Source organism: Pseudomonas sp. R76, from assembly GCF_009834565.1.
GTDB lineage: Bacteria > Pseudomonadota > Gammaproteobacteria > Pseudomonadales > Pseudomonadaceae > Aquipseudomonas.
In genome coordinates this window covers 3714874-3733785 of the sequence record NZ_CP019428.1, presented here as the reverse complement: position 1 = coordinate 3733785, position 18912 = coordinate 3714874, and the positions used below count along the sequence as shown (strand labels likewise).

Below are 18912 nucleotides of genomic sequence, written 5' to 3'. Positions count from 1 at the left end.
GGGGGGAATCAGTCGAGCAACTGGTCGCTGCGCACCAGGTTGCGTTCGGCTTGCAGATGGGCTTCGGACAGGCGTCCGTAAAGCTGTTTGGTGCGCTGGGCGCGGCCGATGATTCCGGGCTTCTCCGAGTAGGCGAAGATCGCTGTGTTGCGTTCGGTGGCACCTTCTACGCGGGTGACCCGGTGCACCGAGAAGCGCCCCTTGAAAATCTGCAGATCACCCGGGTTGAGTGCCAGCTCCTGGACCCGCGAGCGATCTTCGCCGCGCACCACTTTGCCGACGGCGCCGAGATTTTCCTGGCTGCGCGAGCGGATCATCGGCGCGTATTCGAACAGGCCACCGGCCTCGGGTTTCTGGGTCATCATGCTGACGATGAATTCGTTGGTATCGAAGTGCCAAGGCTGCTCGGTGCCTTCGGGCATCACGTTGATCACCAGCCCGGCGAAGGGGTCGGCGTATTCGAAAATCTCCGATTCGTCGAGGCAGGCACCGATAAAACGTTTCATCATCGGTGAGACGTACAGACGATGGATGATCGCGTCGGGGGCGATCATGTCGCGGGTCACGAAGCCGCTGGTGCGCTCCATGAACGTGCGGCGCGGATCATCCTGGGGCAGGCTGGCGGCGTCCTCGGTGAAATAGGCGTTGACCTTGCGCACCGAATAAAATGTTTTGCCCGAGAGTGCCTGACCTTCCAGGCGCGCCTGCTCCAGCACTTCAGGGCGCAGGAAGTTTTTCAGCAGGCAGCAACCGTCTTCGGCCAACTCGGCCCGCGCATGTTCAATTAAGGCCTGTAATTGAACATGGCCCGAATCATGTATGGGGTACAGCTCGGTATTAATGATGTCGCTGATATCGCCGGTTTCGGCATCGGCAAGTTTAAGACTCATACACGGCTCCTGACGTCGGTTGTTGTGTTGAGTCGATAGTTGCGTAAAGCGTTTGGAAGTGGAAATTACAAGTTGTGATCGAATCCATCGGCAGGGGCGATAGTCATGTCAGGCGAACTGGATGGCGGTTTACTTAAAGTGTTCGTGGCAATTATTGAGTGCCAGGGGTTTTCGGCCGCCGCCGAGCGCCTGCATAAAACCCAATCCACCGTCAGCCAGAGTTTGCAGCGGCTCGAAGAGATTGTCGGCACGCCGCTGATACGCCGCACCAGCCGCTCCATTGGCCTGACCCCGAGTGGCGAGACCTTTCTGATCTACGCGCGGCAAATCCTCAAGCTGCACCTGGAGGCCGTCAGCGCCGCACAATTGCCCAATGAGCAGGTGTGTATCCACTTGGGCATGCCGGAGGATTACGCCGAATATTGCCTGGGCGGGATGCTCAAGGACTTCCAGGCACAGTTTGCCCAGGTCCGCCCTGACATCTGTTGCGAGATGTCGACCGCGCTGGTCGCCCGCTTGCATCGTGGCGAGCTGGACCTGGTGTTGGGCGTTGAACATGCCGGCCTGCAACCCGGCGAATACCTGTGCGACGAACCGTTAGTGTGGGTGGCGGCGCCGAGTTGGAGTTGCGTGGGGCGCCAATCGGTGCCGCTTGCGGTCTACGCCGAGGGCTGCGCCTTCCGCGCCAATGCCGTGCAAGCGTTGGCCGAGGCTGGGCGCTCGTGGCAGGTGGTGTATACCAGCCAGAGCCCGCGCGGGATCGCAGTTGCGATTGAGCAGGGCTTGTCGGTCGGGGTGATGGCGCGGCGCCTGGTGCCGGCCGGCTGGCAGATTCTGGATGAGCAGCAAGGCTTTCCACCGATTGCGTCGGCCCGCCTGATGCTCTGGCGCTCAAGCGGCTGCCAGGTGCCGGAGGTGGCGGCATTGGTGGAGATTCTGCAGCGCCAGTTGGGGCGCTCAGGGCACGTGGACAGGCAGCGTCTGCGCGGTTTGTCGATGAGCCATGCGCTTGAGCAGTAACAGGCAGGCGATCACCCAGCCGGCGATCCAGCCGTGCACCACGGCAAACTCACCACTGACTTGCAACAGCCAGCCACAGAGCCCGTTGGCGGTGGCACTGGCCAGGCCATAGCTGACCATGCTCAGGCTCACCACTTGCAGGCTGTGCACCGGGTTGAGACGCGCGCTTAGGTAGGCCGCCATCAACCCCCATGAGGGGAAATAGAACAGCGCAAATAACCCGGCGGCCCACCAGCTCACGAGCAGGCTGGGGTGCACCAGCAGGCCCAGCATGGCCAGGCCGAACGCACCGATGCTCAGCGCCAGCACCCGCAACGCGCCCCAACGATCCGCCAGCGCACCCAGCAGCAGCCCGCCGAGGGCACCGCCGATGCCGATCAACGTCCACATCGAGCCGGTGATTGCCGGGCCGGCGTGCAGGCGATCGCTGACAAACACCGACAGGAAATTCAGAAACGGCCCACTGATCGCGCCGATAAACCCGCTGAGCAACACAATCTGCAACGCCACGGGCTGTTCCAGACACACACGCAACCACTGCCTCAGTACGTGAGTGAAGGCGGGCGGCTGGGCGGCGCGGGGCGCCTGCTCGGCGTGCGGGCTCAAGGCCCAGAGGGTCAGCAGCGTGACCAACAGCGTTAAGCCGGCACAGATCAACCAGAACTGCCGCAACGTCAGCCCCTGCAACAGCGCGATCAACACGCCGTTCAAGCAGATCGCAAACGCTGCGCCCGACGAGGCCAGCCCCAGCACGCGACTGCGGTGGCTGGCCGGGATGACTTCGCGCGCCAGGGCTGCAATGGCATTCCAGTTCGACACCGCACACGCCGACACCAGCGCCAGGCACAGGGCAAACGGCAGCACCCACGGGGTGGCGACGGCCAGTGCCAGCAGCGCGGGGCTCAGCACGATGGTCAGGCGCACCATCGTGCGCGGGCTCACCCACGCGGCGGCGATGCCGCTGGCAATCGAAGCGCCCATGTAGAACAGTTGCAACAGCGCGGCAATCAGGGCGGCCTGGCTGTAGCTCAGTTCAAATGCCTGACGAATCTGCGGTAATAAAGCGGAATACAGAAACACACTGAAACCATGGGTCGTGGCGTTGCACGCGGTAAAGACGAATGCCAGCAGCCCGATACTTCGCCGCGATGAAACAGGTAGGTCGGACATGGCGAGGCCCCGGTTTAAATGATCGCAAAGTGGGAAGAGTTAGTTGTTCGGCAGACTAACTTTTGTCGCGACTTCGCGACCAATGCTTAATTGTCTTAGTGTGCATGCGTTATACGCGTGCTCTGTGTTCATCCACGACGTCATTGATCGAAAAACGACAGCGTTGTTTTAATCCGCGTATTTTTCCGCTGCACAGGGTGCTACCCCTGGCCCAATACAAAAAGGTATGTTGTGTGCAGAGTTTCTTTGCTTGATCTTCCTTGAATGCTGCTGTCGAGTGCCCTCCATGAAACGCAAAATGCCTGGTCTCAACGCCCTTAAAGCCTTCGAAGTGGCCGGCAGCACTGGCAGCTTTACCCGGGCGGCGGAGCTGTTGAACGTGACCCAAAGTGCGGTCAGTCGCCAAGTGCGCCAGCTTGAAGAACAATTGGGTGAGAACCTGCTGGAGCGGCGCCATCACCACCTTGAACTCACCAGCGCCGGGCGCGTGTTGTTGCGGGCGTTGCACCAGTCGTTCGACAAGATCGAGCTGACGGTGCGCAGCATCCAGCAGAAAACCCACTCCAACCGACTGCACATCAACGCGCCGCCAACGTTCACCAGCCGTTGGTTGATGCCACGTCTGGGGCGTTTGCGTGAGGCGCATCCGGAGTTGGAGTTGAGCATCACCACGTGTTTGCAGGACAGCCTGGCGCAGACCAGCACCCTCGATTGCGCCATTCGGTTTGGTAATGGTGAGTGGGATGGGCTGGACAGTTCGTTGCTGATCCAGGAGCGGCACATTGCGGTGTGCGCGCCGTCGCTGTATGCCCGCGAGTGCAGTGATGGAGTGGATTTGAATCGCATGACGTTGCTGCATGTGTTGGCCAGTGAGGATCAGCGTTATCTGACGTGGAAGCACTGGCTGGACGCGGCGCGGATTCATGGGGTGGATACCCAGGGCGGGTATGAGTTTGACCTGCTGGATCTGGCAATCCGGGCGGCGACGGATGGGTTGGGGATTAGCATTGCGGACTGGCACATGGTGGCTGCCGAGTTAGCCTCGGGGCAGTTGACGCAGGTATTGAATGTGCACGTGGAGGGGCATCAGTCGTATTGGCTGGTGACTCGGCCTGAGCAGACGGATATGCCGCAGTTGCAGGTGTTTGGGCGGTGGTTGCAGGAGGAGATCTGGTTGGCTCAGCGCCAGCTTGAGCCTTCTACGGCGGCGGTTTGATTGCGTACATATCGGTTAATTTGAGGGCGTGAGATTCAAATGTGGGAGCTGGCTTGCCTGCGATGCAGGCACCTCGGTGCGCCAGTGACACACAGTCGATGCTATCGCAGGCAAGCCAGCTCCCACATTTGCCTGCGTTTGGGCACGCCGAGCCCCAGTAACCTGCATTTTTCGCACGTTACCCCACCCAATAAGTCGTTTGCACACCCCCCAAGCAAATACAAAACTGCATGTCACTCGCAAAACAACAACGTTGGGCAAACCACATGCAATTCGAGCGCAATTTCTATAACGGGCAGTTCGTCGAACCCGCCAGCGACGCCCTGATCGCCGTCTACAACCCTGCCAATGAAACCCTGGTCGGCCATGTCAGCGCCGCGACGGCCGATGAGGCCACCGCTGCCGTCGACGCCGCCGCCACTGCCCAGAAAACCTGGGGCAAGCTCACCAGTATTCAGCGCGCCGACTACCTTCGCGCCTTGGCCGACGCCCTCGACACCCACGCCGAAGCGATCGGCGCGGCCTTGGCCCGCGAATCCGGCAAAAGTGTCAGTGACGCCAGTAACGAAGCCCGCTACGCCGCACAAATCACCCGCTACCACGCCGAATGGGCACGCCGTATCGAAGGCGAAATCATCCCCAGCGACACGCCGGATGAAAACCTGTTCCTGCAACGCGAACCGATTGGCGTGGTCGCCTGCCTGATCCCGTTCAACTACCCGGTCTATACCCTGTTGCGCAAAATCGCCCCGGCGTTGATTGCCGGCAACACCGTGGTGGTACGCCCGAGCAACAACACGCCGCTGTCGGCATTTGAAATTGCCAAGGCCGTGCTTACGGCGGCGCTACCGGCCGGTGTGATCAATATCCTGACCATGGACCACGCCACCGCCGCCGCCGTTTGCACCCATAAAGCCGTTGGCCTGATCACCCTCACCGGCAGCGTCAACGCCGGTCGTATCGTGCTCGATTACTGCAAGGCCAATATCGCCAAGCCGTCCCTGGAGTTGGGCGGCAAGACCCCGGCGATCATCGAGGCCGATGCCGACCTGGAAAAAGCTGCCAGCGCGATTGTTGCCTCCAAGACCACCCACTGCGGCCAGTTATGCACGGCGGTTGAGCGGGTGTACGTGCACGAGAACGTGTACGAGCCGTTCCTCGCGTTGCTCAAAAGCAAAATCAGCGCCGTGAAATACGGTGACCGCGCCGTCGACGAAAACCTGATGGGCCCGCTGGTCAACGCCAGTTCCCAGACGAATATCCACGCCATGGTCGAGCGCGCCGTCGCTGCCGGTGCTGTACTGGAAACAGGCGGTGTGCTGCCGGTCGGCCCGGGCCATTTCTACCCGCCGACCTTGCTCAGCGGTTGCCGCCAGGACATGGAAATCATCCAGGAAGAAATCTTCGGCCCGGTGCTGCCGGTACTCAAATACCGCGACATCGACGAAGCACTGGCGATGGCCAACGACCATCAGTTCGGCCTGTCGTCGGTGCTCTACACCGAGAACTACCGCACGGCGATGAAAGTGGCGAACGCCATCGAAGCCGGTGAGTTGTATGTCAATCGCACCCCGGCAGACCCGTATCAGGGTTTCCACGCCGGCTGGAAACGCTCAGGGCTGGGCGGCGATGACGGTAAGCACGGGATGCTTGAGTTCACCCAGACCCGCCTGGTGGTGATGAAGTACTGATCCAACGAATACCGGTTGTACCTTCAATAAAAACAATTATCAGGGCACCTGCGCAGTGGGTGCCCGAGGTCATCAAGATGTCCAAGCCTGCACCCGTTGCCCAGGGTTTCGATGCCGTGTCCGCGGCAAAAAGCGACGCTGCCAGTCGCTATTTCCAATTGCTGTTGCTGGTGTTGGCCGCCGGGGCGATCTACCCGATCCTCTACCTGCGCCAGGTCTACCAGACCACCATGCTTGAAGTGTTCCAGATCAACCACAGCCAGCTGGGTTACCTGTACTCGATGCTCGGCACGATCTTTTTGCTCAGTTACTTACCCAGTGGTTGGTTGGCGGATCGCCTGCCGCCGCGCTTCCTGATTTTCTTCTCACTGGTCGCCACTGGCGCGTTGGGCCTGTGGTATTCGACCGTGCCGTCGATGACCGGCCTGATGATCATCTTCGGCTGCTGGGGCCTGACCACCGGCCTGACGTTCTGGGCCTCGGTGCTCAAGCGCGTGAAGATGATCGCCCATCACAGCGAGCAGGGGCGTTTCTTCGGCATCCTGGATGGCGGGCGCGGGCTGGTGGAAGCCTTGCTGGCGACCGTGGCCCTGGGGCTGTTCGCCTATGCCACCGAAACCCGCAGCCAGTCGGCCGCCGAAGGTTTCAAACACGTGGTCTACCTGTACTCGTTTATCTGTATCGCCATCGGCTGCGGGCTGGTACTGCTCAAGGACCCCAAGTCCATGGCCGAGACGTCGCCGGTGGAGAAGGGCAAGTTCAACCTGATCGCCGACCTGACCACCCTGGTGAAAATCCCCGAGCTGTGGCTGGTGACTGCCATTGTGTTCTGTGGTTATCACATGTTCTGGGCTACTTACAGCTTCTCCGACTACCTGCAAGGCAGCGGCATGACCGCCGTGATGGCGGGCACCATCACCACCATCAAGCTGTGGATGCGCCCCATCGGCGGCATCGGTGGCGGCTGGCTGGGCGACAAGTTCTCGAATATCTCGGTGCTGATCGTCGCGCTGGTGCTGGTGACCCTGGGCATGCTCGGGTTGATTGTGTTCCCCGGTTTTAACAGCCTGGGCCTGCTGATCGGTACGGTGATTTTTATTGGCCTGATGACCTATGCGATTCGCGGCCTGTACTGGGCGATCCTCGACAGCTGCGACATTCCGCTGCGCATCACCGGGTTGGCCATTGGCATTGTCTCGGTGGTGGGTTACTTGCCCGACACGTTTATCCCGCTGATCAATGGCTACCTGACCGATACCTACCCAGGCAAGGCCGGCTACAACCTGTATTTCGGCTACATCGCCTTTGTCGGCGTGCTCGGGACCCTGGCGGCCCTGACGTTGCGCGCCCGAATCAACCGAAAAAAAATCAACCAGACAGGTGCCTGAGATGAAAATCGTCGCCCTTGAAACCCATATCGTTGCCGTTCCACCGCCGCATATCGGTGGCATGTACTGGCTGTTCGTCAAACTCAAGACCGACTGCGGCATCGAAGGCGTCGGCGAGATCTACGCCGCCACCTTCGGCCCCAAGGCCATGCTGCCGATTATCGAGGATGTGTTTGAGCGCTACCTGCTCAACCATGACCCGCACCATATAGAGCGTTTCTTCCGCCAGGCTTATTCGAGCGGTTTCACCCAGCGCCCGGACCTGACCATGATGGGCGTGGTCAGCGGCCTGGAAATGGCCTGCTGGGACATCATCGGCAAGGCCGCCAACAAGCCGGTCTACGAATTGCTCGGCGGCAAGGTCAACGAGCGCCTGCGTTCCTACACCTACCTGTACCCGGTCAACAGCAAGGGCGAGTACGACTACGACGACCCGGACCTGGCCGCCGAGTGCGCCATCGAGAACATGAACAAAGGCTTCACCGCGGTGAAGTTCGACCCGGCCGGCCCTTACACGGCGTACTCCGGCCACCAGATTTCGCTGGAGGTCCTGGAACGCTGCGAGACCTTCTGCCGCAAGATCCGCGAGGCGGTGGGCGACAAGTGCGACCTGCTGTTCGGCACCCACGGGCAAATGGTGCCATCGTCGGCGATTCGCCTGGCCAAGCGCCTGGAGAAATATGACCCGCTGTGGTTCGAAGAACCGGTGCCGCCGGGCCAGGAAGAAGCAATGGCCCAGGTCGCCGCCAAGACCAGCATCCCGATTGCTACCGGCGAACGACTGACCACCAAGTACGAATTCTTCAAGCTGCTGCAAGCCGGTGGCGCGTCGATCTTGCAGATGAACGTGGCGCGCTGCGGCGGGCTGCTGGAGGCGAAGAAAATCGCGAGCATGGCCGAAGCCTACTACGCGCAGATCGCGCCGCACTTGTACAACGGGCCGATTGGCGCGGCGGCGAGTTTCCAGCTGGCGACCTGCACGCCGAACTTCCTGATCCAGGAAAGCATCATGACCTGGGGCGGCTTCCATGCCGAAGTCCTGACCAAGCCGCTGCAATGGGAGGACGGCTACATCATCCCATCCACCGAGCCGGGGCTGGGCGTGGAGCTGAACATGGACGTGGTACGCAGACACACGCCGTATACCGGCGAGCGCCTGCACCTGCAAATGGCTGCCACACCGGCTGACGTCAAAGACACTTCGCCCGCCAAGGGCTAAAAAAAACGACTTACGCGGTAACCGTGAATGACATACGACTACATCATCGCTGGCGCAGGCGCGGCGGGTTGCATCCTCGCCAACAGGCTGTCCGCGTCCGGGCAATATTCGGTATTGCTGCTGGAAGCCGGTGGCAAGGACAGTTCCTGGTGGTTCAAGATCCCCGTCGGTTTCGCCAAGATGTATTACAACCCGACCTTCAACTGGATGTATTACAGCCAGCCGCAAAAACAGCTGGCCGGCCGTGAAATCTACGCGCCGCGCGGCAAAGTGCAGGGCGGTTCGGGCTCGATCAACGCGATGATCTACGTGCGTGGCCAGGCCCATGACTTCAATGACTGGGCCGCCAACGGCAACGACGGCTGGAGCTTTGCGGACGTGCTGCCGTACTTTCGCAAGCTGGAAAACCATCCCTTGGGCGATACCGAGTACCACGGCGCCAGCGGCCCCATCAGCATTACGCCGATGAAGGGCCAGACCCACCCGATCTGCGACGTTTTCCTCAAGGGCTGCGAACAGCTGGGCTACGCGCACAGTGATGACTTCAACGGCCCGCACTTTGAAGGCGCTGGGCTGTATGACGTCAACACGCGTAATGGCGAACGCTGCTCCAGCAGTTTTGCGCATTTGCACCCGGCGCTAGGCCGTCCGAACCTCACCGTGGAACTGCATGCGCTGGTCGACCGCGTGCTGTTTGACGACCGGAAGCGCGCCACCGGCATCGCCGTCACCCAGCACGGTGTGGCGCGAACCTTCACCGCGCGTAAGGAAGTGATCCTTTGCGCCGGTGCGGTGGACACGCCGAAGATCCTGCAATTATCCGGTGTGGCCGACCAGCAATTGCTTGCCGAACACGCTATCCCGTTGGTCAAGCACCTGCCGGCCGTGGGCGAAAACCTGCAGGACCACCTGTGCGCCAGCTACTACTACAAGGCCAATATCCCGACCTTGAATGACGAACTCAGCTCGCTGTTCGGCCAACTCAAACTTGTCCTCAAGTACCTGCTGACCCGCAAGGGCGCGCTGGCCATGAGCGTCAACCAGGCCGGTGGCTTCTTTCGCGGCAACGATCAACAGAAGGATCCGAACCTGCAGCTGTATTTCAACCCGCTGTCGTATCAGATCCCGAAAAACAACAAGGCCAGCCTCAAGCCCGAACCGTATTCCGGCTTTTTGCTGTGCTTCAACCCGTGTCGTCCCACCAGTCGCGGCACCATCCGTATTGCCTCGAAGAACCCACGGGACGCGGCGCTGATCGACCCCAACTACCTGAGCACCGAAAAGGATATCGACGAGGTGATCCAGGGCAGCCGGTTGATGCGCAAGATCATGCAGGCCCCGGCGCTCAAAGGCATCACCGTGGCCGAAGTACTGCCCGGTGCGGCGGTGCAAACCGATGAGCAGATGCTGCAATATTTCCGCGAAAACAGCGGCTCGATCTACCACCTGTGCGGCTCCTGCGCCATGGGTTCGGACCCGCAGGTGTCGGTGGTGGACAAGCGCTTGAAAGTGCACGGGCTGGACGGGCTGCGCATCGTCGATGCGTCGATTTTCCCGAACGTGACGTCGGGTAATACCCATGCGGCGGTGTTGATGGTGGCGGAGAAGGGCGCGGATCTGATCCTGGAAGACGCCTGATAGGTGGGTGCTGGTTGATCGTTCCCACGCTCTGCGTGGGAATGCTGGCCCGGACGCTCTGCGTCCTGCTCTTGATGTCGTGACGCGGAGCGTCACAGGATGCGTGCCCACGCGGAGCGTGGGAACGATCAATCACAAGCGCATTGCCTCTGTGTGGGAATGCAGGCAATTGATGTAATGTCCAGTATTGGATATGTTGTCTTGCATGAAAAAGACCTCTCCCGAAGACACCACCCTGATCAGCCAACTTGAGCAGATTGCCGAAGGCTTGAGCAAAACCTTCAGCCCGTTCTGCGAAGTGGTGCTGCACGATTTGCGCGACCCGCAGCACGCGATCCTGGCGATCCATAACAACCTTTCCGGGCGTCAACCCGGTGACCCGGCGACCGAGTTGGGGCTGGCGCGGATTGCCGACCCGGACTACCCGCAGGTCATTGCCAACTACCAGAACCAGTTCGCCGATGGCCGCCAGGTCAAAAGCACGTCAATCGGCATCAAGGACACCCGCGGCAAGTACGTCGCGGCGTTGTGCATGAACGTCGATTTGTCGTTGTTCCGTGGCTTGCAGGGCATGCTGGAGCAGTTCGGTTCGGTCAGTGGCGACAAGCCCCACGAGTCCCTGGACCCGTCCGGCGCCGATGTGATTCGCGCGCGTATCGACCAGTTCGCCGCGCGCCTGGCGACCACTCCGCGCGCACTCAAGACGGCGGATCGGCGCGCGCTGATGCAAGAGCTGAAGGACTCAGGCTGCATGGACATCCGCCGCGCCATGGAAACCGTCGCCTCGCACCTGGGCGTGTCACGCGCGGCGGTCTACACCTACGCCAAGTAGCGCGCCATCCGGGGTGTGGATGAGGTTTATGGCGCCCCGCTGAGCAGGGCGGCGTAGCGCTCGATATCGACGTTGCCGCCGGTGACGATAATGCCCACGCGTTGGCCCTTGAAGCGCTCGCCCAATTGGCGCAAGGCCGCCAGGCCCAGGCAGCCGGTGGGCTCGACGACCAGCTTCATGCGCTGCATGAAGAACCGCATGCTGTCGACCAATTGCGCATCGGTGACGGTGAGAATGTCGTTCACCTGATCGCGGATGATGGGGAAGGTGTAGTTGCCCAGGTGTTGCGTTTGCGCGCCGTCGGCAATGGTTTTCGGGGTGTCGATGTGCACGATGCTGCCGGTGCGGAACGAGCGCTGGCCGTCATTGCCGGCTTCGGGTTCGACCCCGAACAGTTGGCAATCCGGCGCCAGCGCGCGGGTCGACAACGCCGTGCCCGAGAGCATGCCGCCGCCGCCGAGGCCAACGAACAAGGCGTCCAGCGGGCCGGTGAATTCCAGCAATTCCTTGGCGGCCGTGCCTTGGCCGGCGAGGATGTGCGGGTGGTCGTAGGGCGGGATCAGTGTCATGCCTTGCTCGTGGGCGAGCGTGCGGCCGATTTGCTCGCGGTCTTCAGTGAAACGGTCGTAAAGCACCACGCTGGCGCCATAGTCACGGGTGGCGGCGACTTTGGCCGCCGGTGCATCGGTGGGCATCACTATCGTTGCCGGCATGCCCAGCAACCGCGCGGCCAGGGCAATGCCTTGGGCATGGTTGCCGGAGGAAAACGCCACCACGCCGGCCTTGCGCTGCTGCGCGTCAAACTGCGACAGGGCATTGAACGCGCCACGAAACTTGAACGAGCCGGCGCGTTGCAGGTTTTCACACTTGATGAACACCTGGGCGCCGGTTTCGGCGTCGAGGGTGCGTGACGTGAGCACCGGCGTGGTGTGCGCGACGCCTTCCAGGCGTTGGGCGGCCGCGATGACGTCTTGGTAGCTAGGCAATTGCATGGGACGGACCTCGTAGGCTTTATCTGGATAAAATATCCATATAAAGATAATTAGTAAAGTTCCGTTCGGGCTTGCGGACATGCTAGCGTTTCGAGCTTCTCTGACCGCTCGAGGGTTCGCCATTGATTCGACTCACTGACTACATCGCCGACATTGCCCGAAGCCCTTTGGCGCCGTGGGCTGACCTCGCGCCCTGGGCGCTGGTGACACAAGCGCCGGTGATTGTGCGCAGGTTGCTGGCCGAACTGCCGGCTGACGATTACGCCATTCACGGCGACGTCGCCGTGCACCGTACGGCCATTGTCGAACCCGGCGCCTTGCTCAAGGGGCCGCTGATCATCGGTGCCGAGTGTTTTGTCGCCAGCGGCTCGCTGCTGCGCGGTGGCTGCTGGTTGGACGCGGGGTGCATCATCGGCCCCGGCGCCGAGCTGAAGACCTCGTTCGTGTTCAGCGGCAGCAAGCTGGCGCACTTCAATTTTGTCGGCGATTCGGTGCTCGGCCATGGGGTCAACCTGGAAGCCGGCAGCATCGTCGCCAACTACCGCAATGAACGGGCGGACAAGGAAGTATTAGTGCGCATCGAGGGGCAGTTGCAGCGTACCGGTAGCGACAAGTTTGGCGCCTTGCTGGGTGATCAGTGCCGGGTCGGCGCGAACGCGGTGTTGGCGCCGGGAGCCTTGCTCAAGCCTGCCAGCGTGGTCGGACGCGGGCAGGTGTTTGATGGCGAGAACGACTAAAAGTCAGCAATGAACTGCACGCCGCCGACCACCGCGCCCGGGGTTTGCGCGAGCCCGCCCGGGTATTTCACGTACTGCAGGTTGGGGCGCACCATCAGCCATTTTGTCGCTTGCACGCCGTAGTTGAGCTCGTAGCTGTATTCGCGGTGTTGTTCGGGCACGTACAGCGGGTCGTCAATCGCAGTGATGCCGTTGGCCGCGTTGAGCATTTGCGTGTTGCGGGTATAGCGGTCGCTGACCTGCAACTTCGATGCGCCAATGCCAAGCGTGTCATCAGGGCGTGAATCGAACGGGCCACGGTAGATCAGGCCGACCTGGATCAGGCTTTTGATCACGCTCTTGTCCGGGTCATTCATCGTCAGGTTGGCGAACACGTTGAGCCCACGCTTGGCGTTGCCATCGACTGTGGTCAATTGTTGCTGGCCGGACAGCCACCAGCCGTCATTGCTGGAGTACATCTCGTAGGGCTTGCCAGTGCTGGCGGCGTAGTTACCGTCGGCATCCTTGAGGTTATCTTTGTTGTCGGCGTTGGTGTAGTAGTAACCGGCGTGGTATTCGGAACTCAGGCCAGCGATCTGGCCTTTCCAGATCGCTTCGACAGGGAAACTGGTGCCTTGGGAGCCGCTGATAAAAGGTTTGAAGCCATTGCTGGCTTCGGCGTTACCGGGGTTCTTGTCGTAGGCGCCGATCTGCACCGCGAACTCATCAGTGAACTGGTACTTGGCGCGCACCGCCCACTGGCTGATGGGAAAGCTGTTCCACACGCCGTTCCAGTTGCCTTCCTGGGAACCGCACAAGGTGACGTTCTGGAATTCGCAGGGGAACTGGTCGAAGTCTTCGCCGTGGCCGAAGCGGCCGAGTTTCAGGGCGAACGCGCGATCGAAGAATTTCTGCTCGTACCAGAACTGCGAGAGTCGCCAGGCATTGCCGCCGCCGAACACTTCCATGGTCGAGGTCAAGCCGGTGGCATTTGGCTGGTGCACGCGGTCGTTGGTGATGTCCTTGCCATGGCGCTCGCCGATGCCGATACGCAAGGTTGCGTCTTGCCAGCCGAGGAGTTTTTGCAGGTCCATGTTCACGCTGAGGATCAACTGATCGCTCCAGCGCGCGGTGGTGTGGGAGTTGTAGCCACCACCCAGGTTCGAGCCGACTTCGCCGACGTATTTGAGAGTGAAGTCGTAGCCCTGTTCGGCCAGTTGCGGGCGCAGGCCGTTCCAGTCGCCGAGCATGGCGGATGCATTGGGGTCGAGCAGGCCGGCGCTGAGGGCGCAGGTCGACATGGCGCTGCAAAGCAGGGCCAGGGGGAGGGTGGGGCGCATGGGATGCTCCTGGGTATTGTTGTTTTTATGGGGACAGCACAAATTTCAGGCACACAGAGGCCCCTGTGGGAGCGGGCTTGCTCGCGAAAGCGGTGGTTCAGGCATGAATCTGGTGACTGACACACTGCGTTCGCGAGCAAGCCCGCTCCCACATTGGAACTGTGTAGGTTGTTAGGGGGTGGTGCTTATTGCAGGTTCACGAATAACCCGCCATCTACCAGTAATGACGCGCCGGTCACATAGCGCGCCATGTCGGAAGCCAGGAACACGATTGGCCCGGCCACATCATCCGGCTCGCCCAGGCGACCCAGTGGCGTACGCGAGGTCATGTAGGCGAGCTTCTCCTCATCCGCCAAATCTTCCTTGTTGATGTCGGTGGCGATGGTGCCCGGCAGGACCGAGTTGCAGCGAATCCCATACGGCCCGAGCGCAATCGCACAGGACTGCATCAACGAATGCAGCCCGGCTTTGGTTGGGGTGTAGTGGGTTTGCATGCCACCGCCCACCAGGGCGCTGATGGAACTGACGGCAATGATCGCGCCGCCACGGCCCTGGTTTTTCATTTGATTGGCCGCCGCCTGCACGGCGAAGTAGGCGCCGTTGAGGTTGGTGTTGACGGTTTTCAGGTAGACCTCGCGCGGCATGTCGAGGAAGGAGTGGAACGGGCAGATCCCGGCATTGTTGACGAACACATCGACACTGCCGAAGGCGTTCACTGCGCCGGCCACCAGCTTGTCGCCGGTGTCCGGGTCGGCGGCGTCGCCACCGACTTCGATGGCCTGGCCGCCGAGCGCCTTGATTTCTTCAATCAACGAATACGCCGCTTCGCTGCCCTGGCCGCTGCCGCTGTGGCCGATCACCACGCGGGCGCCCTGGCGCGCGCATTCACGGGCGGCGGCGCGGCCGATACCACGGGAGGCGCCGGTGATGATTACGGTTTTGTCTGCAAGCAACATAAAAACACTCCTGAAAGAATAAGCGGTTTCAACCGAGGTAATTGCCGTAACCGACCATGGCGATGGCGCCGAGGATCACCGCGATACCCGCCACCAATACGCCCTTGTTTGTCGCGCTGGTGCCGTGCCATTCACGGAAATACAGGCCCCAGCAGTTGGATACGATGATGATGAACGACATGTGCAGCACCCACGAACTGGCGTCGTTCTGCAGGCGGCTTTCGCCCATGCCGTAGAAGAAAAACTGCAGGAACCAAAGGGTGCCGGCGACGGCTACCAGCAGGTAGTTGCTCAGCAGCGGGGTGCTGCGGTCGGTGTAGTTGGAGAAGGTGCGGTTGCGCCAATTCAGCCACAGGCACCAGATACCGTTGGTGGTCAAACCGCCCCACATGATCACCATAAAGGTCACGTTGTTCTGGAACAGGCTGTTGGCACCGTGTTCCACCGCAGCAGCGGCCAGTGGGCGACCGGCGGAAATCCCGTAGCTGAAGCAGGCGCTCAGCACGCCCGAGATCACCGCCACCAGCATGCCCTTGCCGAGCGAAAACTCGCTGACACTGGCGAACTTCACCGCCTGGGATACTTCACGCTCCTTGATCAGCCCGGCCTTGCCACACACCGCGATACCGATCAACGACACAGCCACGCCCCACAGCACCCAATGCCCGCCCTGAGAGGCCAGCATCGAGGTCAGCGTACCCTCGGTTTCAGTGGTGAACAGGTCGCGGTACAGCGCGGGCATCAAGGCGCCGAGGGCGGAGGTCAGGCCCATGATCAGCGACATGCCCAGCGACAAGCCGAGGTAGCGCATGGTCAGGCCGAAGGTCAGCCCGCCGATGCCCCACAGCACACCAAACAGATAGGTCCACAGCAGGGTGCTGGTGTCGGCCGTGCGCAGGATTTGTACCCAGCCCGGCACGGTCAGTTGCGCGGCAATCAGGGGCACGATCAGCCACGACACCAGGCCGCCAGTGATCCAATAACTTTCCCAGGCCCAGCCGCGGACCTTCTTGTAGGGAATGTAGAAACTGCCGGAAGCAAAGCCGCCGATAAAGTGCAGAATCACACCGAAGAGAATGATTTCCACGTGGTTGAATCCTTTTTATTGTTGTTGTAAGCCAGTTGGTTCAGGGGCGCGTCAGTTCGAACATGGGCAGCAGGTCGAGACTGATCGGCGAGGCATCGGGGTGGCTGGGCATGATGTCCTGCATATAGCGCCACCAGCGTTGCATCAGTGGCGTGCCGGGCAGTTCGTCCAGGCCATGGACGTCATCGTGGGCCAGTACGGCGAAGAGCGTATTGGCGGGTTCATCGAGGAAGATCTTGTAGTCCACCACGCCGGCATTCAGCAGCGCGTCGGCCAGCTCCGGCCAGATCTCATCGTGGCGTCGACGGTATTCGTCGGCCTGACCCGGGTTGAGGTGCATGCGAAAGGCACGGGTCTGCATCACAGGTCTCCATGGGCGGTAGTGGGCGTATAGATACGCACCGCGTTGTGCACGAAAAATTTGGCCTGGACCGTCTCGGGTTTGTCCGCCATGCAGCGTTTGACCAGGCCCAGCGTGGTGGCGAAATCCGCCAGATGATCGCTGTTGGGCCAGTCGCTGCCGAAGAAGCAACGGTCTTCGCCAAAGGCTTCCCATAAAACCGCGAGGCGGTCGTTATAAATAGCCGTATCGGTGATCAACCCGTCGGGCCCCAGCTGGGGAATTTCCGCCAGCTTGGCAAACACGTTGGGCCGTTGGGCCAGGCGCAAGAGGTCGGCGTGGTAGGCCGCTTCTTCGCCGGCCGGCACCTGGGCGTTAGGCAGGTGATCGACGACAATTCGCAGCTGCGGCACGGCATCGCTCAGGTGCAACAGGCCCTTGATCAGGCGCGGGTTCGGGTTGGCGCTGTCCAGGCTGCGCCCGCAGGCGGCCAACTGGCGCATACCGTCGATAAACCCTGGGCGTGTCTGGTCCACCAGCAGGTCGCGGTCCCACAGGTTGCCGTAGCGCAGGCCGAGGAACAGCGGCTCCGGCGTCAGCGCGTCGAGGTCGGCGGCGAAACTCGCCTCACGCGGGTCGAGGTTGCCGACAAAACCGAGCATGCGCGGCTCGTTGCGCAGGATGTCGAGCAGCCAGCGGTTGTCGTCACGCCATGGGCTGGCTTCCACAACGATGGCGCCAATGACATTGTGCTGGCTGGCCAGGGCCCAGTAGTGCGCCGGCAAATGTGCGGCATACAACCGGTTGCCTGGCTCCGGCCACGGGATGCCCTGGGGGCGACGCGGGTCGAACAGGTGCAGATGGCTGTCGATGATCGGGCCGCTGTAAAGGGGCAGGGGCATGGCGCAGTCCTTATCTTTAGCATTCTGGTAAAGGCCCGCACGCTAACGCGCCGGGCCGCATTTCACCACCTCAGCTCTGCAGGTACACCACGTGTGTGTGGGTGTACTCGTACAAGCCGTGCTTACCGTCAGCGCCGCCGATTCCGGATTTGCGCACACCGGCATGGAAACCTTGCATGGCTTCGAAGTTTTCGCGGTTGACGTAGGTCTCGCCAAAATCAATCTCGCGTACTGCGTGCATGGCTTTGCCCAGGTCGCGGGTGTAGATCGATGACGTCAGGCCGTAGTCGCAGTCATTGGCCATGGCGATGGCTTCGTCGAGGTCGTCGACAATCTGGATCGGCAGCACCGGGCCGAAGATCTCCTCGCGCATGATCTCCATGTCGGCGCGGCAGCCGGCCAATACCGTGGGCTGGAAGTGAAAACCTGCGCCCAGGTCGGCAATCTGCCCACCGCTGACCAGCGTGGCGCCCTGGCTCAGCGCGGTGCGCACTTTGCGGTTGACGCTGTCCAGGCCCTGGCGGTTGATCAGCGGGCCCATCTCCACATCGGCCTGAGCGATGGGGTCGCCGTAGCGGGTGGCAGCCATCGCGGCGCTGATGCGTTCGATAAACTGGTCGGCGACTTTACGTTCCACGTACACGCGCTCGGCGCAGTTGCACACTTGGCCGGTATTGATGATGCGCGAATCACGGATGGCTTTGACCGCCAGGTCGAGGTCGGCATCGGCCAACACGATGGCCGGCGCCTTGCCGCCCAGTTCCAGGTTGAGCTTGGTGATGTTGGGTGCGGCGGCGGTCATGATCCGTGAGCCGGTGGCCATGCTGCCGGTGAAGCTGATCATGTCCACACCCTTGTGCGCGGTGAGTGCGCCGCCGACCTGGCCATCGCCGCATACCACGTTGAACACGCCGGCCGGCAGGTCGGTCTCGGCCACCAGTTTGGCGAACTCGAAGCAGTTGTTCGGGGTTTCTTCGCTGGGTTTGATCACGATGGTGTTGCCGGTCAGCAGCGCCGGCGCCATCTTGCGTGCGATCAAAAAGAACGGGAAATTCCACGGCAGGATGCCGGCTACTACGCCCAGAGGCTTGCGGAACAGGAAGATGTTTTCATTCTGGCGGTCGCTGGTAATGATCTCGCCTTCGATACGACGCGCCCACTCGGCCATGTAGTCGAGGTAGTCGGCGGTGAAGTTGACTTCGACTTCGGCCAGGCCACTGACCTTGCCCTGCTCAAGGGTAATGGTACGTGCCAGGTGCGCGACGTTTTCGCGCAACTTGGCAGCAATGCGCCGCAGGTGGCCGGCGCGTTCGATGGCGGGTTTGCGCCCCCAGTCTGTTTGCGCGTTGCGGGCGGCGCTGAGCGCTTGGTCGACGTCGTCGGCAGTGGACGCCGGTACCTTGGACAGAAGCGCGCCGGTGGCCGGGTTCAGCACGTCTATATGCGCTTGGCTGGCAACGAAGCGGCCATTGATAAAGTTCTGGTAAACGGGAACGGATGGCATGGGCAGGTTCC

17 protein-coding genes are annotated in these 18912 nt (G+C 61.4%); 8 read left to right on the top strand and 9 right to left on the bottom strand.

Annotated features, from left to right (window positions below; translation table 11 throughout):
• Window positions 1–8: 8 nt before the first annotated feature.
• On the bottom strand, window positions 9–890 hold the full coding sequence (locus PspR76_RS16715) for a HalD/BesD family halogenase (RefSeq protein ID WP_159956977.1): 882 nt from the start codon (window positions 888–890) through the stop codon (window positions 9–11).
• A gap of 105 nt (window positions 891–995) precedes the next feature.
• On the opposite strand from PspR76_RS16715, the gene PspR76_RS16710 reads away from it, so the two are divergent.
• Entirely contained in the window at window positions 996–1910 is a 915-nt protein-coding gene (locus tag PspR76_RS16710; protein WP_159956975.1) for a LysR family transcriptional regulator, read from the top strand.
• Here the strand turns inward: PspR76_RS16710 and PspR76_RS16705 are convergent.
• Window positions 1848–3080, bottom strand: a complete 1233-nt coding sequence (locus tag PspR76_RS16705; protein ID WP_159956973.1) for an MFS transporter — start codon at window positions 3078–3080, stop codon at window positions 1848–1850. The genes PspR76_RS16710 and PspR76_RS16705 overlap by 63 nt on opposite strands.
• 286 nt (window positions 3081–3366) lie before the next feature.
• On the opposite strand from PspR76_RS16705, the gene PspR76_RS16700 reads away from it, so the two are divergent.
• From PspR76_RS16700 to PspR76_RS16675, 6 genes are all read left to right on the top strand, one after another.
• Entirely contained in the window at window positions 3367–4296 is a 930-nt protein-coding gene (locus PspR76_RS16700) for a LysR substrate-binding domain-containing protein (RefSeq protein WP_159956971.1), read from the top strand.
• A 266-nt stretch (window positions 4297–4562) separates the two neighbouring features.
• Window positions 4563–5987 carry an aldehyde dehydrogenase gene (aldA, locus tag PspR76_RS16695; RefSeq protein ID WP_159956969.1) on the top strand — a complete coding sequence of 475 codons (1425 nt, stop codon included), beginning with the start codon at window positions 4563–4565 and terminating at the stop codon, window positions 5985–5987.
• A gap of 77 nt (window positions 5988–6064) precedes the next feature.
• Window positions 6065–7375: an MFS transporter gene (locus PspR76_RS16690; protein ID WP_159956967.1), complete on the top strand. Its 1311-nt coding sequence runs from the start codon at window positions 6065–6067 to the stop codon at window positions 7373–7375.
• A gap of 1 nt (window position 7376) precedes the next feature.
• A complete protein-coding gene (locus PspR76_RS16685) occupies window positions 7377–8594 on the top strand; it encodes a mandelate racemase/muconate lactonizing enzyme family protein (RefSeq protein WP_159956965.1) in 1218 nt (405 codons plus the stop codon).
• A gap of 27 nt (window positions 8595–8621) precedes the next feature.
• A complete protein-coding gene (locus PspR76_RS16680; RefSeq protein ID WP_159956963.1) occupies window positions 8622–10232 on the top strand; it encodes a GMC family oxidoreductase in 1611 nt (536 codons plus the stop codon).
• 205 nt (window positions 10233–10437) lie between these two features.
• Window positions 10438–11064 (top strand): helix-turn-helix transcriptional regulator, encoded by a 627-nt coding sequence (locus tag PspR76_RS16675; RefSeq protein ID WP_159956961.1) that lies wholly within the window; start codon window positions 10438–10440, stop codon window positions 11062–11064.
• Between the two features lie 26 nt (window positions 11065–11090).
• On the opposite strand, the gene PspR76_RS16670 is transcribed toward PspR76_RS16675, so the two are convergent.
• Window positions 11091–12056 (bottom strand): threo-3-hydroxy-L-aspartate ammonia-lyase, encoded by a 966-nt coding sequence (locus PspR76_RS16670; protein ID WP_159956959.1) that lies wholly within the window; start codon window positions 12054–12056, stop codon window positions 11091–11093.
• A 122-nt stretch (window positions 12057–12178) separates the two neighbouring features.
• Here PspR76_RS16670 and PspR76_RS16665 point away from each other — a divergent pair, with 122 nt between their 5' ends.
• Window positions 12179–12793 carry an LpxA family transferase gene (locus PspR76_RS16665; RefSeq protein ID WP_159956957.1) on the top strand — a complete coding sequence of 205 codons (615 nt, stop codon included), beginning with the start codon at window positions 12179–12181 and terminating at the stop codon, window positions 12791–12793.
• Here PspR76_RS16665 and PspR76_RS16660 read toward each other — a convergent pair.
• The 6 genes from PspR76_RS16660 to aldA (PspR76_RS16635) all read right to left on the bottom strand — a co-directional run bounded on the left by PspR76_RS16660 (window position 12790) and on the right by aldA (PspR76_RS16635) (window position 18901).
• On the bottom strand, window positions 12790–14112 hold the full coding sequence (locus tag PspR76_RS16660) for a carbohydrate porin (protein ID WP_159956955.1): 1323 nt from the start codon (window positions 14110–14112) through the stop codon (window positions 12790–12792). The two genes, PspR76_RS16665 and PspR76_RS16660, sit on opposite strands and share 4 nt — an antisense overlap.
• Before the next feature lie 185 nt (window positions 14113–14297).
• Window positions 14298–15068, bottom strand: coding sequence for an SDR family NAD(P)-dependent oxidoreductase (locus tag PspR76_RS16655; protein WP_159956953.1), 771 nt, complete (start codon window positions 15066–15068; stop codon window positions 14298–14300).
• 28 nt (window positions 15069–15096) lie between these two features.
• Complete coding sequence (rhaT, locus tag PspR76_RS16650; RefSeq protein WP_159956951.1) at window positions 15097–16155, bottom strand: L-rhamnose/proton symporter RhaT; 1059 nt, start codon at window positions 16153–16155, stop codon at window positions 15097–15099.
• Window positions 16156–16195: 40 nt separating this feature from the next.
• Complete coding sequence (gene rhaM / locus PspR76_RS16645) at window positions 16196–16516, bottom strand: L-rhamnose mutarotase (RefSeq protein WP_174245632.1); 321 nt, start codon at window positions 16514–16516, stop codon at window positions 16196–16198.
• Window positions 16516–17397: an amidohydrolase family protein gene (locus tag PspR76_RS16640; RefSeq protein WP_159956949.1), complete on the bottom strand. Its 882-nt coding sequence runs from the start codon at window positions 17395–17397 to the stop codon at window positions 16516–16518. The genes rhaM and PspR76_RS16640 overlap by 1 nt, the downstream gene beginning before the upstream one ends.
• A 70-nt stretch (window positions 17398–17467) precedes the next feature.
• On the bottom strand, window positions 17468–18901 hold the full coding sequence (gene aldA / locus PspR76_RS16635; RefSeq protein WP_159956947.1) for an aldehyde dehydrogenase: 1434 nt from the start codon (window positions 18899–18901) through the stop codon (window positions 17468–17470).
• Window positions 18902–18912: the final 11 nt, after the last annotated feature.